The 26,908-nt window shown below is 49.6% G+C and carries 22 protein-coding genes; 21 read left to right on the top strand and 1 reads right to left on the bottom strand.

Annotated features, from left to right (window positions below; all coding sequences use genetic code 11):
• Positions 1 to 6 precede the first annotated feature (6 nt).
• A complete protein-coding gene (locus MKY82_RS25500) occupies positions 7 to 1,029 on the bottom strand; it encodes a LacI family DNA-binding transcriptional regulator (RefSeq protein WP_194544074.1) in 1,023 nt (340 codons plus the stop codon).
• Positions 1,030 to 1,384: 355 nt separating this feature from the next.
• On the opposite strand from MKY82_RS25500, the gene MKY82_RS25495 reads away from it, so the two are divergent.
• The 21 genes from MKY82_RS25495 (at position 1,385) to tetB(58) (ending at position 26,878) form a co-directional block, all read left to right on the top strand.
• Positions 1,385 to 2,749, top strand: a complete 1,365-nt coding sequence (locus tag MKY82_RS25495) for a DUF4832 domain-containing protein (RefSeq protein ID WP_339219120.1) — start codon at positions 1,385 to 1,387, stop codon at positions 2,747 to 2,749.
• Positions 2,727 to 4,052: an acyltransferase domain-containing protein gene (locus tag MKY82_RS25490; protein WP_339294656.1), complete on the top strand. Its 1,326-nt coding sequence runs from the start codon at positions 2,727 to 2,729 to the stop codon at positions 4,050 to 4,052. The genes MKY82_RS25495 and MKY82_RS25490 overlap by 23 nt, the downstream gene beginning before the upstream one ends.
• Entirely contained in the window at positions 4,033 to 5,124 is a 1,092-nt protein-coding gene (locus MKY82_RS25485) for a DUF4832 domain-containing protein (RefSeq protein ID WP_339294655.1), read from the top strand. Before MKY82_RS25490 ends, MKY82_RS25485 begins: the two co-directional genes overlap by 20 nt.
• A gap of 47 nt (positions 5,125 to 5,171) precedes the next feature.
• Positions 5,172 to 6,437, top strand: a complete 1,266-nt coding sequence (locus MKY82_RS25480; protein ID WP_339294654.1) for a Gfo/Idh/MocA family oxidoreductase — start codon at positions 5,172 to 5,174, stop codon at positions 6,435 to 6,437.
• Positions 6,438 to 6,469: 32 nt separating this feature from the next.
• Positions 6,470 to 7,396, top strand: a complete 927-nt coding sequence (locus MKY82_RS25475) for an ABC transporter permease subunit (protein WP_339294653.1) — start codon at positions 6,470 to 6,472, stop codon at positions 7,394 to 7,396.
• The gene (locus MKY82_RS25470) at positions 7,396 to 8,292 is read left to right on the top strand and encodes a carbohydrate ABC transporter permease (protein ID WP_071223322.1); all 897 of its coding nucleotides are present in this window, start codon (positions 7,396 to 7,398) and stop codon (positions 8,290 to 8,292) included. Before MKY82_RS25475 ends, MKY82_RS25470 begins: the two co-directional genes overlap by 1 nt.
• A 70-nt stretch (positions 8,293 to 8,362) precedes the next feature.
• Positions 8,363 to 9,820 (top strand): ABC transporter substrate-binding protein, encoded by a 1,458-nt coding sequence (locus MKY82_RS25465; RefSeq protein WP_339294652.1) that lies wholly within the window; start codon positions 8,363 to 8,365, stop codon positions 9,818 to 9,820.
• A gap of 284 nt (positions 9,821 to 10,104) precedes the next feature.
• Positions 10,105 to 10,764, top strand: coding sequence for a TetR/AcrR family transcriptional regulator (locus tag MKY82_RS25460; protein WP_220684207.1), 660 nt, complete (start codon positions 10,105 to 10,107; stop codon positions 10,762 to 10,764).
• Between the two features lie 2 nt (positions 10,765 to 10,766).
• Positions 10,767 to 11,135: a DUF4180 domain-containing protein gene (locus MKY82_RS25455; RefSeq protein ID WP_339294651.1), complete on the top strand. Its 369-nt coding sequence runs from the start codon at positions 10,767 to 10,769 to the stop codon at positions 11,133 to 11,135.
• A gap of 61 nt (positions 11,136 to 11,196) precedes the next feature.
• Positions 11,197 to 11,847, top strand: a complete 651-nt coding sequence (locus tag MKY82_RS25450; protein WP_339296719.1) for an SUMF1/EgtB/PvdO family nonheme iron enzyme — start codon at positions 11,197 to 11,199, stop codon at positions 11,845 to 11,847.
• 313 nt (positions 11,848 to 12,160) lie between these two features.
• Positions 12,161 to 13,114 (top strand): glycoside hydrolase family 43 protein, encoded by a 954-nt coding sequence (locus MKY82_RS25445; RefSeq protein ID WP_220684209.1) that lies wholly within the window; start codon positions 12,161 to 12,163, stop codon positions 13,112 to 13,114.
• A 612-nt stretch (positions 13,115 to 13,726) separates the two neighbouring features.
• The gene (locus MKY82_RS25440) at positions 13,727 to 15,460 is read left to right on the top strand and encodes an extracellular solute-binding protein (protein WP_339219102.1); all 1,734 of its coding nucleotides are present in this window, start codon (positions 13,727 to 13,729) and stop codon (positions 15,458 to 15,460) included.
• A gap of 29 nt (positions 15,461 to 15,489) precedes the next feature.
• Complete coding sequence (locus MKY82_RS25435) at positions 15,490 to 16,461, top strand: ABC transporter permease subunit (protein ID WP_071223310.1); 972 nt, start codon at positions 15,490 to 15,492, stop codon at positions 16,459 to 16,461.
• Positions 16,462 to 16,476: 15 nt separating this feature from the next.
• Complete coding sequence (locus MKY82_RS25430; RefSeq protein WP_071223309.1) at positions 16,477 to 17,412, top strand: carbohydrate ABC transporter permease; 936 nt, start codon at positions 16,477 to 16,479, stop codon at positions 17,410 to 17,412.
• Positions 17,413 to 17,463: 51 nt separating this feature from the next.
• A complete protein-coding gene (locus MKY82_RS25425; protein WP_194544062.1) occupies positions 17,464 to 19,242 on the top strand; it encodes a sugar-binding domain-containing protein in 1,779 nt (592 codons plus the stop codon).
• Between the two features lie 13 nt (positions 19,243 to 19,255).
• Positions 19,256 to 20,260 carry an aldose 1-epimerase gene (locus MKY82_RS25420; RefSeq protein WP_220684214.1) on the top strand — a complete coding sequence of 335 codons (1,005 nt, stop codon included), beginning with the start codon at positions 19,256 to 19,258 and terminating at the stop codon, positions 20,258 to 20,260.
• Positions 20,261 to 20,317: 57 nt separating this feature from the next.
• Positions 20,318 to 22,060, top strand: a complete 1,743-nt coding sequence (locus tag MKY82_RS25415; protein ID WP_339294650.1) for a sugar-binding domain-containing protein — start codon at positions 20,318 to 20,320, stop codon at positions 22,058 to 22,060.
• A 90-nt stretch (positions 22,061 to 22,150) separates the two neighbouring features.
• Positions 22,151 to 23,548 (top strand): family 43 glycosylhydrolase, encoded by a 1,398-nt coding sequence (locus MKY82_RS25410; RefSeq protein WP_194544059.1) that lies wholly within the window; start codon positions 22,151 to 22,153, stop codon positions 23,546 to 23,548.
• 241 nt (positions 23,549 to 23,789) lie between these two features.
• Positions 23,790 to 24,737, top strand: coding sequence for an ArsR family transcriptional regulator (locus tag MKY82_RS25405; RefSeq protein WP_071223304.1), 948 nt, complete (start codon positions 23,790 to 23,792; stop codon positions 24,735 to 24,737).
• A 297-nt stretch (positions 24,738 to 25,034) separates the two neighbouring features.
• Positions 25,035 to 26,066 (top strand): tetracycline efflux ABC transporter Tet(58) subunit A, encoded by a 1,032-nt coding sequence (tetA(58), locus tag MKY82_RS25400; protein WP_194544058.1) that lies wholly within the window; start codon positions 25,035 to 25,037, stop codon positions 26,064 to 26,066.
• Positions 26,063 to 26,878, top strand: coding sequence for a tetracycline efflux ABC transporter Tet(58) subunit B (tetB(58), locus tag MKY82_RS25395; RefSeq protein ID WP_071223302.1), 816 nt, complete (start codon positions 26,063 to 26,065; stop codon positions 26,876 to 26,878). The genes tetA(58) and tetB(58) overlap by 4 nt, the downstream gene beginning before the upstream one ends.
• The last annotated feature ends 30 nt before the right edge of the window (positions 26,879 to 26,908 follow it).

Here is a 26,908-nt window from a genome sequence, read left to right as displayed (position 1 = left end):
CAGTCATTAAGTAGAACTTCGTACGACCAAACGGGTAGGCAAAATCACTTTCTTAGGCAGCAGTTGATTTCCGTTTATTCGGTCGATCAGGTTGTCGACGGCAACCATGCCAATTTCTTTTGTCGGTACGTCGATCGTTGATAGGGGGGGATTGGAATATTTGGATACCTCAATATTGGATAAGCCTATGACGGCTACTTCATCAGGAACGGAAACGCCGTTGTTATACAAGCCGTTGAGGGCGGCCATAGCCATTAGATCGCTGCCTGCAAAGAAGGCGGTCGGGCAATTTTTGGTTTTGCATAAATGATTCACTTTTTCAATGCAGACCGCTTCATCCCACATGCAATCAATAACCCAATCGGGATTCACCGACATTCCGGCAGCATGCATGCTGGCGTAGTAGCCTCGATAACGGCGGCTGTCTTTCAAGTTATTCGTTAATCCGCTTCCCCCGATATATCCAATCCGGGTGTGACCTTTGTCAATGAGATGGTTGACGGCCATCGAAGCGACATTGTAATGATCATAGCCCACATTATCGATATCCCCGCGTTCGGTATCAATCCCCACGATATAAGGAACCTGCTTGCGTATATACTCATAGGTTTCGCCGTTCAAGGATTCCATAAGAATCAGGCCGGTAATCGGTTCGCTGAATGTATGGAATAAAATCTTGCTGTCATTCAGTTCAATTCCAGTCCGAATAAAGGAAATGCTATATCCCGCGCTCAGCAATCGCTCTTCCACGCCGGATAAAATCGACATGAAATAAGGATCGTTGTATTTATCTTTTGTAACGCTTAATACACACCCGATTTTGATGTGCGACTTGCTGTCGGAATGTTCCGTGGTTACAACTTTCCGCTTGGGACTTGAAGTGATTTTATAGTTGAGCTGCGTAACAGCCTGCCACACCCGCTCCCGGGTTTCGTCCGTAATTTTATATTTCGTATCATTGTTTAACACTCTGGATACGGTGGCGGTAGATACATTTGCTAATTTAGCAACATCCCGAATGGTACTCATAAATAAACACATTCTCCTTTTTAGTTACGAATAGTCACCATTTAGAGTTTATAGGAATGTTACATGGTAAACAATGATGGACTTGATAAATGTCTTGTTGCGTTATTTGTTGCGTAGTATCGTTACGTTATTCAAGTGTATCTATATTCATGATTAAAATCAATCATAACATGTTTCTGCCGTGCTGTGTTACTACAAATTTTAAAAAAAACCAAAATTATTATTGCAAGGATACGCAGGGGTGATATAACATGAAATCACGAAACGTTACAAGTATCACGTCGATTTGTTACGTTATATTAACGTAACAAAACAAGAGAGTTTGTTTAGCAGGCGGCGGGGGGCGGATTAAAACATGAACAAAGCAGTAACGGTTTACCCCATGATGTTAGAAGACATCCTAAACAACCCGGGCATAGGTTTTACGGCAGCACCAGGGTTAATGGGAGACCTGGGTCGGATCTGCGACAATCGAGGGGAAGAGCACAAGAAATATAAGTTCACGGAAGACAGCAGAACGTACAATCATCCCGACAGCAAAGTGTATTTCTGCAGCGTGCGCTGGCGGGACCTGGAAGTTCGCCAAGGAGAGTACAGGTGGGAAGTTCTTGAGGAGAGGCTGGACTACGCCAAATCGATAGGCTGTACGGCCGTGGTTCGCTGTTCCCCATACGCGTTAAGCGAAGAGGATGATATACCCGCCTGGTATCGTGCGGAACATCCGGAGGAGCCGGACTTTCCGTTCTGGAGAGTAGATCCTGAGACAACACCCTATGTGTTGTATTGGTCTGACTTTATCAAAGCGTTTGCCGCACGGTTTGACGGACATCCGGTCATAAGCTCGGTTGATTTGACGATTGTAGGGGCCTGGGGAGAAGGCGGCGGAACGGAGTTTTTAAAGCCGGAGGCCATTAAACGCATTACAGATGCCTACCTGGATGGGTTTAAAATAACCCCTCTCCAAGCATTGCTGCATGATGCCTTGTCGATCAGCATCATGAAGGAGCGCAAAGCCAAAGTGGGCTTTCGCGTCGATTGCTTGGGTGATATGGGCGGCTTTCATGGAAATGAGTGGTCACATATGACGGATTTCTATCCCCAGAATATTCAGAATTTCAAGATGGGCGATGCCTGGGAGAAGGCTCCGGTTCTATTTGAAGCATGCTGGCACATGAATGATTGGTATCTTCAGGGCTGGGATATGGATTATATCATTCAAGAAACGCTGAAGTGGCATATTTCATCCTTTAACAATAAAGGAACGGTAGTCCCCGAACCGTGGAAAGAGAAGGTCAAGGCTTGGCTGAACAAGATGGGATACCGCTTTGAATTGAGAAAGCTCACGTACGATTCGTTGGTGAAGGCAGGCGGTCAGCTAAAAATCAGTGCATTGTGGGCTAATGTAGGAGTAGCGCCGATTTATAATCCTTATCCGCTGGTTGTGAGGCTTACTGGCCAAGATCAAACCTATACGCTGCGCAGCAGAGAGGATATTAGGGAGTGGCTGCCGGACGAAGATATTGTGTGGGAAGAGGGTTTCGGTTTACCTGGTAATATGTCCGAAGGCGAATATGATTTGGAGATTGGCATCGAAACCGGGGTTAAGGAAATCGGGAATATCCAGCTGGCCATCGAGGGGAACAAGGACGGTTATTACCCGATGGGCAAGTTAACAGTTGAACGGGGGAGACAAGGAAATGGAGAGTCTGTTGAAGTTTAACGAGTGTATCGCAATCTGCAACTTTGATTACCTGCCAGAAGGGTTGGAAGCTAAATATGATCGATATAAACCGGATGGCAAGCCCCATCTCATCCCGCGGGAGTTCTTGTCCGGAATCTTTGAGCAGTATCAAATTCCTGAACCTACCCGCCAATGGCTCGTTCAGGGGGTTGAGGCGATAGAAAAGGATGACGTACTATTTCATTTTACCCAATTTTTAGTAGAGGATATGTGCACTTTGCGCAATCGCTGTGATGAGACCCATTATACGAATATGACGCCAGGTTGCATGGCGCAATATGGAGAATTATACTCCTTTCTTTTGCTGCTGGCCTGCGTTGTTCCTTCCATGAAGAAACTGGAGGCACGTTCCATACCTAAAGCTTACTACGAGCAGATCCCTCAACAGCCCCTGAAACTTCAATTGGAAAAACTGGTGCAGCACGGCGATGCCAAGGTTCATGATTTTCCATGGGTGATGAATTTTTATACCTGCTCCATCTTTCTGTTAGACCGGTTTTATTTTATCCCCTACCGATTTGAGGATCCTTTCACCATGTTCCGTCATGTGAACACGCAGGAGGTTATTGCCCTTCGGCACGCAGGCGAAGAATTTCGCAGCGATGGACAACGGAACGGAATCAATGATGTATATGATCTTCAAGGAAACTTCACCTCAGAATGGCACGAGAATGCCGAGTTTGTCATCGCTAATCGGATAAATCCCATGGGATTCGTTGAAAGAGAAACGACGCCGATCCTGAAGAAGGAATGGGAGCCGGTACTTCAAACAGGGGATACGCTGTTAGCGCTCCACATTCCATCCGGCCCCGGGTACACGCCGGACAGGTTGAAGAATTCCATGGAGATGGCTGCCGCATTCTATGACCAGTACTTTCCGGAGTTACCCATCAAAGGCTTCTGGAGCTCAAGCTGGCTTTATGATACCAGGTTGTCGCTTATCCTGGATCATGAAAGAAGCAATATTGTCCTCGTTCAACGACAATTCTATAATTATCCGACCATGGAAGGGGACGGCATGCTGCGTTATGAAGCCTTTGGGGACAGGAAGGCAGACCCGGTCCGAAACCCAGGCGAATATACAACCTCCCTGCAAAAAGCAGCTGCGGCGTATATGGAGACGGGAGCCCGTTTTAACACATTAAGCATGATTGTATTGCGGGAGGATATCGACAAGATTGGCAGCCGGCCGTACATAACCGATGCAGACATCGAGCAATTCCATCGCACCGTTGACAGCCATTTGCAAGGGAGAGAAGAGGATGGGGAAATACTCGCTTGAAAATTACGAGAAGTATAAAACCGTAAAAATCCGACCGCAGCCCTTATTGAATCGGGAGTTTGATGGAAGCCAGGGTCCATTCGAATACGTCTCCTTTTTCTGGAGAGCGCTTGAGCCGGTTCGAGGTGAATACAGGCTTGAAGCGATCAAAGAAGCACTGCGTACGGCCCATAATCCCATTCTTGTCCTGGTACCGGAATTGCCGATCTGGGTTCAGGGTTATGAACCTGATTGTTTTGCGGCCTTGGTCCGAAAAGTCGGGAGTTATATCGACTCCGACAGACGCTTAACAGCCGTTCTGATATCAACCTTAGCTGACAGTAAGGAAGAATGGAACGCTTATGTGGAATCGTTTGAGAAGCAGACGCTGCTAGCCGAACTGCAGAATGACAGATTGATTCAACATGTAAGAGACCGCGGCCGCGGATTTGGCCTGCTGGTGAAGTGCGGTGAGGAGAATTGGATCGAATGCTGTGAGGCTTTTGCCATACATAGGCTGCAGAAGGTATGGAAGCGTTACCAGGTGGTCCTTGATGTGACCGATAACGTTTGCGGTCCTCATACCAGACGCGAGGCATATCGCTGGCACGCCGCCCTCTCCAATCTGAATATAGGACTTGGATATCATCTAACTTTACGCAGACTGACGTATCCGAAAACGGTATATAGTCGTGGAAGCTTGCCGCTGCGTTTCTGGTTTGTCAACGAGGGCAGCTCGAGAATATACCGGGATTTTCAGTTATGGGTGCAGTTACAGCAGGGGGAGGTTTCCTATGAATATCCCCTGCACGCCGCCACGCATTCCTGGTTAACCGGGGACCTTGTCCATAATGAGATGGTCCCCTTGAAGGATATGTTACCGGGAGAATATACGCTGAGTATAGCACTCTTTTTCGAAGACCGGTCGTATATCCCCCTGCATATACAGAACCCGCAGCAGGATGGATATTATGAGGCAGGCATGATCCAAGTCGAAATATCCGATGAGGATCCGCTTGGGAATATTTGGGATGACTATGATCCGGAAGGATATTACCCCTTGGAAGATCCCGTGATTCCGGAACAGGAATAGATGTTTCGAACAAGATGGTTAGGACAAATACGAGTTTGCTGGAGGTTATGGATTTGAAGTTAGCATTAATCGGCGCAGGACAAAGAGGCATGATCTACGCAAGGCATGCATACCCAAGCGAGGACATCGTTGCGGTCGTTGAACCGGATGACAGCAGAAGAACGGCGGCAGCGGACGAGTTTCGGATTCCTTTGGAGAAACAATTTGAATCCGTAGATGAATTTTATCGGCTCGGCAAAATTTGCGATGCCGTCATTGTTTCTTCCATGGATCGCGATCATTACGCGCAAACGATGAGAGCGCTTGATCTTGGCTATGATATTTTGCTGGAAAAGCCCATTTCGCCAAGTCCGGAAGAAAGCTTGAGAATACAACGAAAAGCCAATGAAACAGGCCGGAAAGTGATTGTATGCCATGTGCTCAGATATACGAACTTCTTTGCGGAAATCAAGAAAATCATCGATAGCCAAGAGCTCGGCAAGATCGTGACCATACAGCACAACGAGAACATCGGCAATTTCCATATGGCACACTCCTTTGTACGAGGCAACTGGAGGAGAAGCGACCTGGCCAGTCCAATTATCATGCAGAAGTCCTGCCATGACATGGATATTTTGGCCTGGCTGGTGGACAGTCAAGCGAAACGGATCTCTTCCTATGGCAGCCTGACTTATTTTAAGGCGGAGAATGCACCGGCAGGAAGCGCGGAACGATGCCTCGACTGTAAGGTAGCAGCGAACTGCCGATTCGATGCGAGAAAAGCCTATTTGCCTATAAGGGGCCAGTGGCCCGCTACCGTCATTTCGGCGGATCAGAGCGAAGAGGGACTGCTCCAAGCGCTCGCAACGAGTCCTTACGGACGCTGTGTTTATCGGCTTGACAATGATGTGTGCGACCATCAAGTCACCGTGATCGAGTTCAAGAACGGAGTAACGGCAACGTTTAATTTAAGCGGATTCACCAACAAAATGTACCGTACGCTCAAAATCATGTGCGAGCATGGGGAAATTCGAGGCGACGATAACTTGAACATTATCGAAGTCACCCGCTTTAACTCCAATATGGCAGAACCCGTTCAGCAAACCGTCATTCGGCCAGCAACGGTGAGCGGCGGACATAACGGCGGCGATACCGGTCTGATGAACGACTTTTTGGAGAATTTGGGAAATGCCGACTTCAGCAGCAGATCCTCCATCGACATGTCCGTCGAAAGCCATATCATGGCCTATGCCGCGGAAGAGGCGAGAATTACTGGTACCGTGATCGATCTGGATCAGCTTAAGGAGAGGCTGCAGCAGAGCATTTTGGCATAATCGTTTAATCACATTGCAAAGGTAGTGATGGAATGGGTTCCGTGGTTAAGGGGTTTCTACATGAAATAACGAAAAACCGAATACTGTATCTGATGTGCGTGCCTGCTCTGATCGTGCTGATCATGTTCTCTTATATCCCGTTTGCCGGCATATGGATGGCATTTACCGATTTTAATGTGGTTGACGGCATCTTCGGCAGTGAATTTGTGGGTCTGGACAATTTCAAATACTTTTTCTCGGAAAACAGCATGGGATGGAAGGTTACCTATAACACGCTGTACATCAACTTTTTTGGTCTCATCTTAGGCATTATCATTCCTGTCAGCATAGCCATTCTGATCAACGAAATCCGGCATAAAACCTACAAAAAGGTCGCTCAGAGCATGATGTTTTTTCCCTATTTCATCTCGTGGGTCGTCGTTGGGGCGATACTGTACGGGATCTTCTCTACCGATGTGGGCGTTGCCAATCATATTCTGGAGTTCTTCGGAGCAGAGCCGATCAGATGGTACTCGGAGCCGAAGTATTGGAAATGGATCATCATTCTGTCGAGCGTCTGGAAATGGAGCGGGTACAGTTCCATTATCTATATGGCGGCGATGTCCAATTTTGATGGAAGCTTATACGAAGCGGCCAAGGTGGATGGCGCCAACAAATTGCAGCGGATTTTTTACTTGACCGTGCCTATGCTGAAGCCGACGATCATCGTTTTGAGCTTGCTGAGCGTCGGACGAATCTTCTACGGGGACTTTGGGATGATTTACGGTATTGTCGGCAACAACCCGGTCCTGGCTGAAGAAGTCACGGTTATCGATACTTATGTTTACCAGTCGATGCGTACGCTGGGCTTTTCTTACTCTACGGCAATCGGGTTATTTCAGTCACTGATGGGATTGATCCTGATTACGGCTGCAAACCAATCGGCTAAGAAAATAAATGACGGAGAGGGTCTATTTTGATGAAACAAAAGAATAGATTGCTTGGCGATCAATTGGTGATAGCCTTTGCCTACGGTTTCATTGGCTTATTCGCGCTCGTGTGTCTGTATCCCCTTGTTTTAACGTTAAGCGTGTCCTTTTCTTCGGAGCAGGCCGTTGCGAGAAACGGGTATTCGATCATCCCACTGAGCCCCAGCTTGGATACCTATAAATATATCTTTGTTAATAGTGGAATGAAATTGCTCAAATCCTATGGCGTGACCCTGCTTGTAACGACCGTGGGGACGATGGGGGCGCTGCTGATTACCAGCATGATTGCCTTTTCCCTATCGATCAAAAAGCTGAAATACCGTAACGTACTCGCCTTCATTAGCAATTTTACGATTATTTTCTCGGCTGGCCTCATTCCGTGGTACATGGTCAGCGTCAATTATTATGGACTGAAGAACAGCATTCTGGCCTTGATCCTGCCGTCTATATTCAGCGTCTGGAACATGTTTCTGATGCGAACGTACTTTGCAAGCATCTCTCCATCTTTATATGAAGCGGCCGAGATGGACGGCGCCAATTATTTTACGATCTATGTAAAAATCGCTCTTCCATTAAGCAAGACCGCACTGTTGACGGTTGGTTTAATGTATGCGCTTCAATATTGGAATGATTGGTGGCATGCTCTGATCTTTATTAATGATCGCGATTTATTTCCGCTCCAGTATTTCCTCTACAACATCTTGTCGAACGTCAATGCGATAAGCTCCGGACGAATTCCATCAGGGGCATCAGGCAACATTACACTGCCTGCGGAGACCGTGAAGATGGCCATTACGGTCATTACGATCGGCCCGATCATTTTCCTCTACCCTTACATTCAAAAATACTTCGTGCACGGGATTATGGCTGGTGCCGTCAAAGAATAGACGCCTGCATGGTTACTGGCCGATATCGGCTTTTAACATAGATAAACCATTTTATTAGGGAGGGTCTTTCATGAAAGCAAGGACAATGCTGATCTTGTTGGTCTTATTGATGGCGTCCGTTTCGGTTATGGCAGGATGCAGCGACAAAAAAGAGGGGGCAGCCAAGCTCGAAACCGTCACGATTCTGTATCCGGGGGAGCGAAGCGATCGCATGAGCGAATTTCTGGACAACGAGTTTGCCGAGAAGATGGCAGCCGATCTTGGTTTGAAGGTCGAAGTCACATTTGTGCCGTGGGCCCAGTATTGGGAACAAAAAGATATCATGCTGGCCGCAAATGAACCGATCGATTTATATTGGGACGGTCTCCCGGACCTTTCTACCATCGTCAACAAGAAACAAGCCATGGTATTGGATGATTTAATCGAGGAATATGGTCAGGATATGCTAAAGGTCCTGCCGATGGAGCAGCTTCAGGGGGCAACGATCGATGGGAAGATTCATGGCATTCCATCCGCTTACGCACCCTCCTCCGCCATGTACCAGCTGGTGGCCGTTCGTCAGGATATCCTCGAAGCGGTAGGGATGACGGACTTGAAGACAGCAGACGACTTAAAGGAATTCGCAACAAGGGCGAAAGAGAAATTTCCTGAAATGAAGGGACCCGCCGATATTGTCTTTAAACCGTTGACCCGATATTTTACCGATGAACAATATAACTGGATCGCCGTAGAAGATTTGGTCGTATTCGGGGAAGAGAGTAAAAAAGCATACAGCTACTATGAAACGGAAGCGTTCCAGGAAGTCGCGAAGTTTAATAACTCCATGTATGACGCAGGGTTGTATACAGAGGATTTGACCATCAAATATAACGAGAGAGACTCCCGCATGCAGACAGGCTTATACTTATGGGTTGAAGGATCTTTGGGTAAGGAAATGGAAATCGTTGATGCCATCAAAGCCAATGCGCCGGATGCCGAGGTGAAGACGTATCTGTTAGCCGAGGATAAACCGCGTTATGTGACAGCCGCAGGCGGAGAAGTGCTGGGCATACCTGTCAATGCTCCTAATCCGGAAGGCGCGATGAAGTTCGTGAACTGGATTTATAAATCCCAGGAGAATTATCTGTTTGCTCTCTATGGCGTCGAAGGCAAGGATTACGAGATTGTGGATGGAAGAATCAATAAGCTCACCGCTAGCGAATTCTTCTATGAATGGATGTTTAGAAACCAAAATTACCAATTGTTCGGGCCGAGTGTGGCGCAAGAGTCCATCGATAAGTACAAGAGCTGGGATGAACAGGCTATCCGATCCGATTCATTGGGCTTCCGATTTAACAATGAAAAGGTCAAGTTAATCGAGACGGCCCTGAAAGAAGTCGCAGGTAAGGATTTAGCCGCTATACGTTCCGGTTTCGTCGATTTTGAGACGGAGTATCCCAAAGCCATCGAGAAGCTGAAGGCGGCGGGCATTGATGACTATGTCGCTGAGATCCAGCGTCAGCTGGATGAGTTTTTGGCGGGGAAATAACAGCGTGTATCTACTTTTATTCCAATTCTAACTCGGAAAAGCTGCAAGCTTCGAGTCTGATCTGAGATAAAGGATGTGTAACACTCAAAGAGATATTTTCTGAATAAGGAAATATCTCTTTTTTTATATAGGAGCATTCCATTCCTGCGATTTATAAACAAAAAGGGCTGTCGCGCTGGGACTGATCATAAACCTCCATTGACAATATGTGCCATCCTTGTGTACACTCTTTTTATTCCGACTGTTCAGTATAAATAAAATACAAAGATACAGGTGAAGAAATCATGCCCAAATTAGGAATGGGACCGAAGCGCAGGGCAGAGGTCATTAATGCCACGTTAACCTGCATCAGCATGTATGGGATTGACGGGATGACGCTGGATAAGGTTGCCGATCATGCGAACTGTTCCAAGGGAGTTGTCACATATTATTTCAAAAACAAGGATCATCTGACGATCGAAGCCTTCAAATCGTTCTTGGCGTACTATGGACTGAAGATCGAATCAGGCATTGAGCATACGATGACACCGGGTGAAATGATGGATCTTACCCTGAAGTTTATACTTCCCCCGCTCAGTGATGACGCGGATCGCACGATTAATGTGTCGCAGCTGGACGGGGTCGACAAGATGTATATTCCGCTTGCGGATCAAGCCAAGCTCTTTGTCCAGTTTTACTCAAAGGCCATGCTGGATCGCAATTTGCAGGAAGTTGTATCGAAGAGCTACGAGACGGATCTCCAAGGCATCGCCAAGATCATGGAATATGGTAATCGGGCGGGACAGATGTCCGTTGAGGATCCACACAGTGCTGCCTATGGTGTGCTGGCGATGGCTATAGGTCTGAGTTTTTTTCGAGTTGCTAACGTTCCGCCAGCCAACGGCGACGACAATCGGTACATATGTGAGGATTATGTAAGAAGACTTACCATAACAGGAGGGTGACTATGAATATAGAGAAGATTGAAACAGATGGAGGAACGATAGCGGTTGTTAGCAGTAATGAAATATTAATTGAGGATGTTCAGTCTGCATTGGATCTTATGGCAACCGTGCAATATGAAACGGGCAGCCATCGTATGGTAATGAATCAATCGATATTCAGCGAAGCCTTCTTCGATTTGAAGACCCGCCTTGCAGGCGAAATCCTTCAGAAGTATATCAATTACCATGTGAAGGTTGCGATCATCGGTGATTTTTCTGTGTACCCGAGCCAAAGCTTGCAAGATTTCATATATGAATGCAATAAGGGGAACGACTTCTTTTTCCTGCCGACTGAACAGCAAGGGATTGAACGGTTAAGCAGGGTGGACTAAGAGATGAAAACTGGGAGGAAGATCATTGTCAGCACCTGGATTTAATCCAAAAGAATACCAGATGGTGAGCATTCCGGCAGGCGAAATTCAATTAAGGGACGACCGTATCCGATCTTCTTGGGCGGTTGAAGTGAACGCTTTTCAGCTTGCACCGGTTCCCGTTACAGAGGCTTTATATTACTCGCTCATGCCACAATCAACCGGATTCGCTGAGGTCATGCAGGCTCCTGTCGTGGATGTATCATGGAATGATGCGATTGAATTCTGTAATGTGCTATCTCGACACTCAGGTCTGGACGAATGTTATTCGGTCATGAAGGATGGTGAGTGTGTTATATGTAACTGGGAGGCGGATGGATACCGCCTTCCGACGGAAGCGGAGTGGCAATATGCGTGCAGAGCCGGGAGTGATGGCTATCGTTACGGAGAACTTGATGACATCGCTTGGTATGAAGGGAATTCCGGGGGAGCCCTGCATGAGGTAGGCACAAAGCGTCCGAATGCATGGGGCCTTTACGATATGCTCGGAAATGTGTGGGAGTGGTGCTGGGATGTGTACGATCCGGACGTATACGGCTCGTACAGAGTATTCCGCGGCGGAAGCTGGGCGGAAGAGGCCAGGGGCTGCGGGGCGACATGCCGCCGTCGAAGCCACCCGACGTTTCGGATTGAGGATCTCGGGTTTCGTTTGGCGAGATCGATTTCACGATAAAGCTGATCCTTCGGGATCAGCTTTTTTTGATCGTGCAGCCCCTAGCGAATTTCCAATAAACGCATCGAAACGCCGTCAATTTTCTTCAGAAGGTAATAGATGCTTGGCCTTCAATACTTCACTATAACTAGATATGTCACATAAACTAACGCGGTAAATACACCTAAATTGCGTATAGACAAGGCTGGAAGACATCAGTAAGATTGGGTTTAACTTTTCGGGGGAGGTGTGGGGAGCTTAAGGGAGTCAAGGGTTGAATTGCCGTAGTGTTGATCAAAAACCAGGAAATTCAAGGGATAAGGGGGATAAGAAGATGGTGCATGGACCAACATTCAATAATCCGATTGTGGAGCAAGCAGCCGATCCTTGGGTATGGAAGCATACGGACGGCTATTATTACTTTATGTCGACGAGACGCGGATATCTGGAGCTGACGCAATCCGCTACCTTAACAGGCCTTGCGGAGGGTCGCAAGAAAACGATCTGGACTCCGGAAGCCGGTGGACGTCATAGTCATAACCTGTGGGCGCCGGAAATTCATTATGTGGACAACAAGTGGTACATTTATTTCACGGCAAATGATGGGGGAGGCGACGAGTCGCGCCAAATATGCGTGCTGGAGAACGGGGAGCCTGATCCGATGGAAGGCGAGTGGGAATGGAAGGGTGCGCTGCCGACTCCCGTCCCCGGCCTGGATGGTACGGTTATGTCCATAGGGGATCAGCTTTATTTCCTGTATGCCGGGTACGGTCACTTCCCGGATTATGGGTCCGCTATATACATCATGCGCATGACAAACCCTTGGACATTGACGGGAGATCATGTATTACTTACTGCCCCGACCCTATCCTGGGAAAAACAAGGCGGAATGGCCATTAACGAAGGACCTGTCGTCCTTCAGCGAAACGGCCGCATCTTCCTAGTATACTCGGCCAGCACCACATGGTCTGAGGATTATGCGCTGGGGATGCTCACGATGGAGGAAACTGCGGATCCGATGGACCCGCTTTCCTGGACTAAGTCCATGGAGCCTGTATTTTGCAAAAGCGTGGAAAACGGGGTGTATGCTACCGGCCATAACAGCTTCACGCAATCTCCGGATGGCAAGGAGGACTGGATTGTCTACCATGCGCTTCCAGCGCCTGGAGTAGATACGGTCTTGCGATCAACCCGCATTCAGAAATTCGGCTGGAAGCCGGATGGAACTCCGGATTTCGGCGTACCCGCCGGCGAGTCTGAGTCTCTGGCCAAACCGTCCGGTGAATAATGTATGCGGATTCATAACGAGATCCAAGAGTAGATGATAGTGGCAAGAGGCTGCAAATGCTGGAAGGGTGTAAGTGAATATTCATAGAATTCGATAAACCCCCATTCATTACAGATAATCTGTAATGAATGGGGGTTTATTACGAATGAGAGTAAAACGTGTAAGACACACATATCCATAACGAAAATCGTGGTTATAAAACGGCGCTCCCTTTTTACATAAGGGTTATTAAGTTTATGGATTGTTTCCGATATCTGAAATTAAAAGTGCGGATTTTAAAAAAATAATAAATTTAGTTACGGATTTTATGTATGAAAGCGTTGACAGAATAGTGTTATAAACTTATACTTCGGTTAAAGATACAGGATAATTGTATTAAATGAGTGTGTAGAGGTTGGCAATGCCGTCAATTACCATGTGAAAAAGGGGATCCATTGGAATGACCATGAGGAAGATTTGCATTTCGGATTGGGGGTGCTTAGACACGGCGAAGATGAAGGATGATAGATAGCAAGTTTTAAACTGGCACCTCTGAAAAACTACGGAATATAGATCCTCTGGGGCGCTAATGCGGAGGGTGCTCGTAATTATTCATATCATGGGAGGTTAAGCATGAACAGAACGATGAAACGTTATTTCACTCTGTTATTCATATCCATATTGATCATTTCGACGGTAACCGCTTGCAGCGGCAAGGCAAGTGACGAGCCAGACAATACCGTAACCCAAGAGGAAAGCGTAGAGAAGAATGAGGTGACGTTCGAAGATATCAGCGGGGACATACGGGGCAATAAAGCGCCGACACAGGAACAAATCGATGAGGTCAACGGCACACTCAATGATACATACCTCGGTGATGTATTTGACGAAGTCATTCCAAGCGATTATTCCGCTTATCCCGTCAAAGGCGATGTGGTGCTGGATGTATGGATGCCTGCCAACTCCAACATCCCGGATATGAATAATCACTTGGTTCAGAAGCAGGTGGAGAAGCTCACCGGCATTAAAGTGAACTTCATTACGCCGCCCGTCGGGCAGGAAGCGGATGCCTTCACCTTGATGATCTCCTCTGGCGAGCTGCCGGATATCATCATTGACCCGGGCCGTTATCCGGGAGGCTTGGAAGCGGGGGTAAACGACGGCGCTTACCTCGATTTGACCGACCTGATGGAAAAGCATGCCCCGAACTATTCGGCATGGCGCAACTCGGACGAAACGAGAAGAAAAACGACCGTGACCGATGATGGCAGGCTGCTGGGTTTCTACGGGATCGCTCCATATTCCGAATGGATCTGGTTCGGCACATTAATCAAGCAGGAAGCGCTGGATAAGACGGGACTTCCAGTCCCGACGACGATAGACGAATGGTATGAATTTCTGAAGAAATCCAAGGAAGTCGGATATAAAGCGCCGCTGAATTACGGATCGACGTACGGCCAAATTTTTACCGGCATCATTAATGGCGCATATGGCGTCTGGGACTGGACCTTCCTGGATGAGAACGGCAAAGTCGCATGGGGTCCTGCACAACCGAAAGCCAAGGAATATCTCGCGACCATGCAGCAGTGGAATAAGGAAGGCTTGCTGAATCGGGATTGGGCTACCGCCGATTTCAATCAACGGATGGCTAGCGCGATATCCGATGATACGGCCGTCATGATGGACTCCCCGGATACGATGTGGAGCTATTGGAAGGTGCAGAACGATATTGATTTCGTGGGGGCGCTGAATCCTGTTCTGAATAAAGGGGACAAATCCGCAACCACCTATAAAAACTTCAAAAGAACCGGAACCGGTGCAGCCATCACGACTCAGAGCAAAAATGTCGAAGCTGCAATGGCATGGCTGGATTTCAACTTCAGCAAAAAAGGCTGGGAGCTCATTAACTTCGGCGAGTACGGCACGGTTCATTTAGTGGATGAACAAGGAATGCCTTATTATCCTGAAAACAGTTACATCTACAATGACCCGGACGGTCAGCCGGTAGACGTCACACTTTGGAAATACCGCTGGCACAGTTGGCCGAACATTCGCGATGAGCATAATGCCAACCCGTTGATTTCGGCGAAGGGAAGCTATTCCGGAGATATCCGAAAGGATTGGACGGAAAACATGGATACCAGCATGGCGATGCCGCCGATCACGTTCACGAAAGAAGAAGCCTCACGCGAAGCCGAGCTTGGAAACCAATTGTCCACGCTGCGCGGAGAATACTTTGCCAAGATCATTATGGGCGAATTGCCGGTCGATGCTTACGATAAATTTTTGAAGGAAGCGCAGAGCATGGGGCTGGACGAATTCCTAAGTCTCCATCAGGCAGCCTTGGATCGGTATAACCAACGATAGTTTTCATAATAAGAACAGGTGGTTGATTCATGGAGATATTACAGAAAAACAAGGAACTAGGCCATGTTCGGACGCCCTCGGAGCCCAAGAATACCAAACGGTTGATTCAAAAAGATCTCAGAAAGAATTGGTTTGTCTATCTGATGGCCCTTCCCGTCGTGGCGTGGTTCTTGATCTTCTGCTACGGACCGATGTGGGGCGTCATGATCGCATTCAAGGATTTCAAGCCTTTACTGGGCTTCGCGGACAGCGATTGGGTGGGCTTCAAGCATTTCATCGATTTTTTCTCCGGACCCTATTTTTGGAGAGTCGTGAAGAATACGCTCCTGCTGAATGTTTGGGGCATCGTGTTTGGATTTACGGCACCGATCATCCTGGCCTTGCTGCTGAATGAGGTTCGTTCTTCCAAATTTAAGCGGACCGTTCAAACCATTACGTATATGCCGCATTTTATTTCACTGGTGGTTGTGTGCGGGATCATTCACATCTTTACGGCCAATGAAGGGGTCGTTACGCAGCTGCTTTCGTTCATAACGGGAAAAGACTACTCATCCCTTCTCGGGTACTCCAATTTGTTCCGCCCGATTTATACCTTCTCCGGAATCTGGCAGAGCATCGGCTGGGACAGCATCATTTACCTGGCTGCGATGAGCTCCATCGATCCTTCATTATATGAAGCGGCCGATATCGACGGGGTCGGCAGGGTGAAAAAAATGTGGTACATTACGCTGCCTCAGATCAGTCCGGTCATCATCATCCTGTTTATCTTTGCGATCGGCGGATTGATGGCTTCCGGCTACGAGAAAATTATTCTGCTCTATAATCCTTTGATCTACGATACGGCGGATGTCATCGCTTCCTATGTTTACCGCAGGGGCTTGAGGGAAGCCAGCCTGAGTTATTCCACAGCCGTCGGATTAATAAGCTCCATCGTAAACTTCGGGCTGTTATGGATGACAAATACCATCGTGAAACGCAGATCTGAATCCAGCTTATGGTAAGAGAGAGGGAAGGTTATGGAGGATATCAAGCAACTCAAAGTGAAACGAAGAAGGAAGCATAAAAGCATAGGAGACCGCGTATTCGACTTCACGAACTATACGCTGTTAACCGCCTTAACGTTGGTATGTTTTTATCCCATACTGCATATCTTGTTTGCCTCCGTCAGCGATCCCAGCGCCTTGATGGCGCATAAAGGGGTTTTGTTAAAGCCGCTGGGATTCACGCTCGACGGTTACAAGCTGGTGTTCAAAGACAACAGCCTGCTGAAGGGGTACATGAATACGATCATTTATGTTGGATTGGGCACCTTGGTCAATATGGTCATGACGATATTGGGGGCATACGTGCTCTCCAGACGGGACTTGTATTTCAAGAATTTTATCATGGTTCTGATTACGATCACGATGTTCTTTGGCGGAGGGCTGATACCCTGGTTCCTGTTAATGAAGGACATCGGCTTGTACAACAATCTGTGGGCGATGATTCTGCCGACCGCTTTAAGCACTTGGAACATCATCATTCTAAGAACCGGCTTCCAATCGATTCCGAGAGAGCTGGAAGAAGCGGCATTGATCGACGGCGCAAGCCAGGCCAACATTCTGATCACGGTGATCCTGCCGCTGTCGAAAGCCACGCTGGCCGTTATCTTCCTGTATTATCTGGTCGGGAATTGGAACTCCTGGTTTAACGCGATGGTTCTGCTGAAGGACAGGGAATTGTTTCCGTTACAGCTGTTAATGAAGGAAATCCTGGTTGCCAATGATTCGACGGCCACCACGATCGGCAGCGCGGGCGGAGTCGTTATTAACAGCGCCCAGAGCTCGACCGCGTTCCGGGAGCTGGTTAAATATTGCGCGATCGTGGTTTCGACGGTGCCTATATTAATGGTGTATCCGTTCCTGCAGAAGTATTTCGTGAAAGGCGTTTATGTGGGTTCGATCAAAGGCTAGACGTTCAAACGAGCACATAGAGAGACTGAATCATTAGGAGTGAGTTGCATCTTGACGACAGAAGTTAGCAAGACACAAACGGTTCGCAATGAATATCCGAGACCCCAGTTTGAGCGTAAAGAGTGGTTAACCCTCAATGGCGAATGGGATTTCAGTTTTGATGATGAAGCCATCGGCGAGGATGCAGGGTGGCATCGGGTGGAAGCGAAGGCTTCCTTCACGCGGAAAATCAACGTGCCCTTTACGTTCCAAAGCAAGCTGAGCGGCATCGGCGACCCTTCCTTTCATGATGTGGTATGGTACCGCAGAACGTTCGACGTGCCGCAGGACTGGAACGGGAAGCGGATTATGCTTCATTTCGGCGCCGTGGATTATTTCGCCAAAGTGTGGGTAAACGGGCATTTAGTGGCGATGCATGAAGGCGGGCATACGCCGTTCCAGGCCGACATTACGGCCGCGCTCGCGGAAGGAAGCAACACGATCGTGCTGCGGGCGGAGGATTTCAGCCGAGACGTCACCCTGCCGCGAGGCAAACAGTACTGGCTTGAGCATTCGGCAAGCATTTTCTATACCCGTACGACCGGCATCTGGCAGAGCGTGTGGCTGGAGCCGGTATCCTCGGTACATCTGAGAAAAATAAGGATGACACCCGACATTGACCGGAACGAAATACGCATTCGGACCTTCCTTGAGGGTTACAAGTCGATGGAGAATCTCAAGCTGCAGATCACCGTATCGTATAAGGGTGAACAAGTTGCCGAAGATCAATATGCAATTCGAAACGCGGAGCAGCTGCGGTCCATCGGTTTGAGTGATTTTACGGATCATGGTCTGGGACGCCTGTGGAGCCCTGAGCATCCGAACCTGTATACAATCGAATTCCGCCTTGTTCAGGATGAGAACGTCGTCGATTTAGTATCCAGCTATTTCGGGATGCGGAAGGTATCAATCGAGAACGGCAAGCTATGCCTGAATAACCGCCCGTATTTTCAAAGGCTCGTGCTCGACCAGGGGTATTTCCCTGAGGGAATTCTAACAGCGCCGTCGGATGAGGCTTTGAAGCGCGATGTGGAGCTGGCGAAGGAAATGGGATTCAACGGCGTGAGAAAGCACCAGAAGACGGAGGACCCCAGGTTCCTGTACTGGTGCGATAAGCTCGGCCTGCTGTTATGGAGCGAGGCGGCCAACGCATATGAATATTCCGAGTCGTATGTTCGCCGCTTCACAGCGGAATGGCAGGAGATCATCGAACGGGATTATAACCATCCTTGCATTGTAACCTGGGTTCCGCTCAATGAGAGCTGGGGAGTTCCGAATGTTCAGCTGGATAAGCGTCAGCAGCAGCACGGGCTTGCGATGTATCATTTAACGAAGTCTTTGGACGATAGCAGGCCGGTTGTTTATAACGATGGATGGGAGCATATGACCACGGACCTGGTCACGATTCATGACTACGAGAGCCGCCAGGAAGTGCTGGAGAAGAGGTATGCAACAGCAGCATCGGCGGTGGAAGCCATGCCGGCCAACCGGAGGATATTCGTCGGCGGTGCTTCCTATGAAGGCCAACCCATCCTGGTGTCGGAGTTTGGCGGCATTGCCTTCAAGAAAAGCGATTGGGAAGGCTGGGGATATTCCGGAGCCGAGAACGAGGAGGATTTCCTGATCCGGCTCAAGGCCGTAGTGGATCCCATGTTCTCTTCCCCGGTGATCCAGGGATACTGCTACACGCAGCTGACGGATGTCGAGCAGGAGATCAACGGCTTGCTGACGTATGATCGCAAGCCCAAAGCGCCGCTTGAAACCATACGCAGCATCATGACGGGACAATAGGAGGTGTGGAGTAATGGACGGGACGAATGCTTATGAAGGGGTATACCATAACGAGAAAGCAGTTTATTTAAGAGCCGGGAGTTATGAGGCTATCATGCTTCCGGATATCGGCGGAAATTTGATATCGTTCCGGGACCTCGATACGGGCTGCCGGTTTCTGCATGAACCGACGCTTAACGAAATGTCGGCCTTCAAAGCAAGGCCGATGATCCATGGCATTCCGGTGTTGTTTCCCCCGAACCGGTATCAGGATGGCCGGTTCAGGTGGAACGGCAAAATCCATCAGCTGCCGGTTAATGAAGAGGCAACCGGTCATCATCTGCATGGATTTCTGTACAATATTCCATGGGAGGTTGATGAATACGGGCATTCCGGGCAGGAAGCTTATGTGACCGTGTCTGTCCGCGTGGATGAACGGCATCCGGTATTTCGGAGCTTCCCGTTCCGGTTCCATATTCAGCTTCGGTACGGATTAAGCGAGCAGGGGCTATCCCAGCGGGTAACGATTACCAATACAGGCCAAGAAGCCATGCCGTGTCTGCTGGCGTTTCATACGTCCGTTAACGCGCCATTTACCGAGGGAGGCGACGCCCGGGATTACCGCTTAAAGCTGACCGTCGGGAAGCGGTGGGAGCTGGATGGTCGAATGCTGCCCACCGGCTCCCACCAGGAGCTGTCGGCGAACGAGCAGGCCATGCAGGGGGCAGGCGTTTATCCCTTCTTCGAAAGCATGGACAATCATTATACCGCCGAGCCCCAAAACGGAAGAAACCGGATGGAGCTTACCGATGGAGCAAAAAAGTTGACGCTGGTTTATGACGTAGGCACCTCCTACAAACAATGGATGATCTGGAACAACGAAGCAACCGAGGGTTTCTTTTGCCCTGAGCCGCAGATCAATCTGGTCAATGCACCCAATATGGACATGGAAGCTGAAGAGATCGGATGTTTCAGCCTTGAACCGAATGAAATCTGGGAAGAGACCAGCAGGCTGTATGTGAAGGAAAGTCGAGGCTAAAAGCCGCAGGCGATTGCCGGGCAAGCCGACAAATTAAACATAATGAAGGAGTTAAACATGACTGAATTAACACTGCCGCGTCCGGAGTACCCCCGTCCGCAATGGGTAAGACCCGACTGGATCAATCTGAACGGTTCTTGGCAATTCGAAATCGATCATGGGAAAAGCGGGAAGGAGCGCGGATTCCATGAGCCGGGACATGATCTGTCCGGAACGATCACCGTTCCTTTCTGCCCCGAAAGCAAGCTGTCCGGCGTTGAATATAAGGATTTCATGGCAGCCGTATGGTATAAGCGGGATTTTACCGTGCCTGAAGCATGGGAAGGCAGCATCCTGCTTCACTTCGGGGCTGTGGATTACGAGGCGGAAGTATGGGTAAACGGTGTATCCGTAGGATCGCATCGCGGGGGATATACCCCCTTTAGCTTAGATATCACCTCGCATGTAATACCGGGCAAGAACGTGATTACCGTCTGTGCGGAGGATGACGTCCGTTCCGGACGCCAGCCGCGTGGGAAACAAAGCGGACGCTTCCACTCGCATGGCTGCGATTATACCCGTACGACGGGGATTTGGCAGACGGTATGGCTGGAGCAAGTGCCGCGGGTCTATATGTCCGACATGAAGCTGGTGGGTGACCCGGATAATGGCTGTGCCCACCTCGAGATTAAGATCAACGGGAACGCAGCAGGCCATAAACTGACCGCATCCGCCCTGTATGAAGGGAAAGCGGTAGGGAATGCGAGTGCCGTCGTATCCGGGCCGTATGTCAAACTTACCATTCCATTATCGGAGGTTCACTTGTGGGAGGTGGGTCAGGCCAGGCTGTACGATCTGGAATTATCCCTGCAAGGACAGGATCAGGTGTGCGACACCGTCCAATCCTATTTCGGGCTCCGAACCGTCATGCTGGACGGAATGGCCTTCCGCATCAACGGCAAATCCGTATTTCAACGACTTGTGCTGGATCAAGGCTTCTATCCGGATGGGGTCTACACTGCGCCAAGCGATGAGGATCTCCGCAAAGATATCGAAATTTCGATGGGACTCGGCTTTAACGGCGCAAGGCTTCACGAGAAGATGTTCGAACCGCGCTTTCTGTATTGGGCTGACCGGTTAGGGTATCTGGTATGGGGAGAGCATGCCAATTGGGGGCTCGACATTACCACGGCGGAGGGATTGTCCCATTTTCTGCCGGAATGGCTCGAAGGGATGGAGCGCGATTTCAATCATCCTGCCCTTATCGGCTGGTGTCCCTTCAACGAGACGTGGGACCGGGACGGCGCCAAGCAAAATAACGACGTACTGCGTATTGTATACGAAGTCACGAAGAAAATGGACCCGACGCGTCCCGTGATTGATACGAGCGGCAACTTCCATGTCGTGACGGATATTTTCGATATCCATGATTACGACCAGAACCCGGAGACGTTCAAACAGCGATATGAGCCGATGAAGAACGGTGGAGAGGTGTACAATAGCTTCCCGAATCGGCAGCAGTATGAAGGCCAGCCTTATTTCATCAGCGAATATGGCGGCATATGGTGGAATCCGGACCAAAAAGACGAGAAGTCCTGGGGGTACGGCGACAGGCCGACATCCGAAGCAGCGTTTCTAACGCGTTATGCGGGCTTAACGAATGTGCTGCTGGATCATCCGATGATGTTCGGTTTTTGTTATACCCAGCTGTACGACGTGGAGCAGGAAGTGAACGGATTGTATACCTATGACAGACGTCCAAAATTCGATCCCGACGTGATTCGCCGCATCAATTCCCGTAAGGCCGCGATTGAAGATTGAGCCGTTATCATGACCGTTATCGAAATAGGCAGTGTTACATTTCTGCATGATGTATGATTGCATATTATCCGAAAGGGAACGTGACGAAGGATGAAGGTGAATTACCGGAATAAATTATTGCTCACGATATGCGCATTCCTTATTCTTCCTATGGGTCAGGCGACACATGCGGCTACGCTTCAAAATAACTTCTACAACGTGGTCATGCAGGAGGGCGCGGATCCATGGGTTTATAAACACACCGACGGCTTTTACTACTTCACAAAAACGACCGGCGGAAATGTGACCATATGGAAGTCCGCACAGCTTACGACGATTGATGCAGCTCCGACGAGGGTCGTGGAAACGGGCTGCTGCAGCATCTGGGCTCCCGAATTGCATTACATCAATGGGGCCTGGTACATCTACTATGCCAAGGATGACGGGGATAACGTCAACCACCGCATGTATGTCATGGAGAACACGTCGGCGGACCCGACGCAGGGAACCTGGCAGTACAAAGGCCAGATTACGGACCCGACGAACAAATGGGCGATTGACGGCACGGTGCTGCAAACAGGCGGTCAGCTGTATTTTATATGGTCCGGCTGGGAAGGCGACACCAATGTCCGGCAGAATTTGTATATCGCCCGCATGAGCAATCCCTGGACGATCGATTCGAATCGCGTTGAAATCGCAAGGCCTACCCACAGCTGGGAAACGAACCATTCCCCGCACGTAAACGAAGGGCCTCAGGTGATTGTGCGAAACGGTCTCATCAATCTGGTATACTCTGCAAGCGGAAGCTGGACGAACGACTATTGCTTGGGCCTCATCACGGCCAGCGCAACCAGCGATCTGCTGAATCCGGCATCATGGAGCAAACGCAGCCAGCCTATATTCAAGTCCGGTAACGGTTTGTACGGACCGGGTCATCATTCGTTCACCAAGTCGCCCGACGGTACGGAGGACTGGATACTCTATCATGTCGCCAAATACAATAATGCCGGGTGGAACCGCGAGGTTCGAATGCAGAAATTCACGTGGCATGCCGACAACACGCCAAATCTCGGCGTCCCGGTGAATCCGAATGCTCCGATAACCTTGCCTTCCGGCGAAGCAGCACATATCCGTTACGAAGGCGAGGAAGGGACATTCGGCGGTATCGCCTACGCATCTCAGAGCCCTAACGGCTCGGGAGGCATGAAGGCCGGGCATATCGATACGCCGGAGAGTTATGTGGAATTCACGGTTCATGCCGCGTCGGCAGGTGAATACATTCTGCTCGCCCGCACGGCGAACGGGACAGCCGGGGGGAATTGGTCCCATCTCATGCTCAGCGTAAATGCCGGTACGGCGAGCAAGTTCCATATCACGAATAAAGGATGGGAGAACTGGGGACTGTCCACGGCGCGGATTCAGTTGAAGGCCGGCGTGAACACGATACGTTTTTCAAAAGGCGAGGGATACGGAGAAATCGACTTTTTTGACATCAAGCCTGCGAATTAGGACACAACCGATGGCACAGTGGGTCGATAAATAAAGAGTTGTTAGCTTGATCATGGATGGCTTCCGGTTCTCCCGGAGGCCATTTCTGGCTATGAAAGTCATGGTTTGCTTGTCCGGCTATATGATGCCTTATGTCAAGAGGCAGTAAAATGGCTGGTGTAAGCCTTTCCAGTATGATTGTTTTTCATTTCATTAAGAAGAAAAATTATTGTAATGAATATGTTTAAAGGAGAGCAGATTTGTGCTGGAACTTGGTTTTAACGACCCGGAAAGATTGGTCACGGTAGCCCATGCCTTGTCAACACGTTCTCGGGTTGATATTCTAAGGCTCTTGAATTCCAAGAACTTGAATATCATCGAAATCGCCGAGAAGCTCAAACTCCCCGTTTCGACGGTAGCGAGCAATATCAAAGTGTTGGAAGCGGCTGAGTTAATTAATACGGAATTGCTTCCGGCGTCACGTGGGGCCATGAAGGTCTGCAGCCGGAATTATGATGATATTCATATTGCGTTGAATTTGAGAAACTCGGTACCCAAAGGAGTAACGCATGTCTATGAAGTAGAGATGCCGATTGGCCATTACAGCGATTGCGAAGTATCGCCGACATGCGGAATGGCGAATGCCGACGGGTATATCATAAAGGAAGACGAGCCGGCGAGCTTTTACCATCCCAAGCATGTTAATGCCCAGATCATCTGGCTGCGCAAGGGATATTTGGAATATTTGATGCCGATGGATATTCCGGCCGGAGCTCGCATCGAATCGCTTGAATTGTCCATGGAGATGTGTTCCGAGGCGCCCAATTATGATCATAACTGGCCTTCGAATATTTCCGTGTGGGTCAATGGCGTTGAAATTGGCATGTGGACAAGCCCCGGCGATTTCGGGGATCGGCGCGGCAAGCTGAACCCGAATTGGTGGTATGATTGGGCAACGCAGTACGGGTTTCTCAAGACTTGGCGGGTTGATCATGAGAAGACGACGCTGGATATGGAGAAAGTGTCGGGTGTTACATTGGCTGAGCTGAATCTTTCCGAGAGTCCCAAATTGCGGCTGCGTATCGGCATTAAGCCCGATGCCGTCAATCAAGGAGGGCTGAATCTGTTCGGTCGCCAGTTTGGAGATCACGAACAGAATATCATCATGCAGTTGAAATATACGATGGATCAGGATGGGGAAGACCTTTAATCACGCTTGTATAAGTGGCCGAAGGCTCAGCTGTTGACGAAGAAGAGGCAAGTCAGCGGCAGCTTGTTGGCGAAGAGGTTTCCCGTTTAGATAAAGGATAAAGTGGCAGTGCAGAAGGTATTTCTGTGCTGTCGCTTTTTTTGTTTGCCCTTAGAAGTATTCGGAGTAACACGCGAATCCTTATCGAATGAGGATCATTTTCATGAAAAGAGCCCATTCTTTTCCCGGTTTACATTCCGTTTAAATAGGGGTGCTACGATTCAATCATCATCCATTAGCGAAGAGGAGGAAATCATAATGGAGCATGCATACAAAAAGAAAATAGAACCAAAACCTGGCGACTTGGCCGTTGAGGCTTACGGACTGGTCAAAACATTCGGCGATAACCGCGCCGTGGATGGGGTGGATCTGAACGTACGTACCGGAACGATCTACGGTGTGCTTGGCCCGAATGGGGCAGGCAAGACGACCACCATCCGGATGCTGGCGACCTTGCTAAGACCGGATGCGGGTTCGGCCCGAATCTTCGGACATGACGTGCTGGCGGAATCGCAGATTGTCCGTCAGTTGATCGGGGTAACCGGCCAATATGCGTCGGTGGACGAATCGCTCAGCGCTACGGAGAATCTGATTATATTCTCCCGTTTGCTTGGTTTGGGGCGTAAGGAGGCAAGGCGCAAGGCGGAAGAGCTGCTTGAGGAATTCGGTTTGTCGGAAGCCGCGAAGCGGCCGCTAAAAAATTTCTCCGGCGGCATGCGGAGAAGACTGGATCTGGCGGCAAGCCTGATTGCCCAGCCACCGCTCATCTTCCTGGATGAGCCGACGACGGGGCTGGATCCAAGGACGCGTTCCCAGATGTGGGATACGATCCGCCGATTGGTGAATACCGGTTCAACGGTATTGCTGACCACGCAGTATCTCGAGGAGGCGGACCAGCTGGCAGACCGCATCGCCGTTATCGATTACGGCCGGGTTGTGGCCGAGGGTACGGCCGATGAACTGAAGATGTCGGTAGGCACTTCCTCGCTGCATTTGACTGTCGAGGATTCGGTTGACATGGATCGCGCCCGCCATACCGTGGAACAAGTGTTAGGCGTCCATGCCAATGTATCGCCGGAAGCCGGAAAGATAACGGCGCCGATGGCAAATGCGGGTCTTGTTACAGACCTGTTGATCGAGCTGCGAACGGCAGGAATCGGCTTGTCCGAGATGAGCGTGCAGAAGCCGACCCTGGATGAGGTGTTCCTGACGATCACCGGCCACGGCGTGAAGGAAGACGCTGCCCAAGGGTCTTATGAATCCAATGATCGAGAGGTGGCACGGGTATGAGCAGCTCCATGATTCAGCCTGGGACGGAACGTCAGCTTAAGAACCGCACGAGTTTGGGTCAGACGGTCCGAAATTCGTTGACCATGGCTTACCGCGGGCTGCTGAAGCTCCGGCGCACGCCCGAGCAGTTGTTTGACGTCACGTTTCAGCCCATTATTTTTACGCTGATGTTCACCTATATTTTTGGGGGCGCCATCTCCGGTGACGTGGCGAGTTATTTGCCCGTCATCATTCCAGGCATCCTCGTCCAGACCGTGATTACGACCTCCGTCGTCACAGGCGTTCAACTGCGCGAGGATATGGATAAAGGCGTATTCGACCGATTCAAATCGCTGCCGATTGCACGCATCGCACCGCTGGCGGGCGCCCTGCTGGCAGACACGATTCGGTATACCATTGCGACGGTGCTTACCTTTACGATGGGATATATTATGGGGTACCGGCCTGAGGGCGGCTTGGGTTATGTTGCGCTTGCGGGGTTGGTCGTCATTTTGTGCTCATGGGCCATTAGCTGGATTTTTGCTTTCTGCGGCGTGATTGCAAGATCTGCCTCCGGCGTGCAGGGGATATCGATGATCGTGCTATTTCCGCTCACGTTTCTCTCCAACGCGTTTGTGCCGGTGGATACGATGCCGGGCTGGCTGCAGTGGTTCGTCAATATGAATCCGATCTCGCATCTTGTAACAGCCGTTCGGGATCTCACCAACGCTGGCACTGTGGGCTGGGATCTCACGATATCCTTGGTTGGTGCCGCGGTTATCGTGGCGATCTTTGCTCCCATTACGGTTCGTGCGTACATGCGCCGCACTTGATACCAAGGGGGCTCGCCTAACGGCGTTTAC

Source organism: Paenibacillus sp. FSL W7-1279 (assembly GCF_037969845.1).
Classification (GTDB): Bacteria; Bacillota; Bacilli; order Paenibacillales; family Paenibacillaceae; genus Paenibacillus_AQ.
This window is presented reverse-complemented; position numbering and strand designations above follow the sequence as displayed.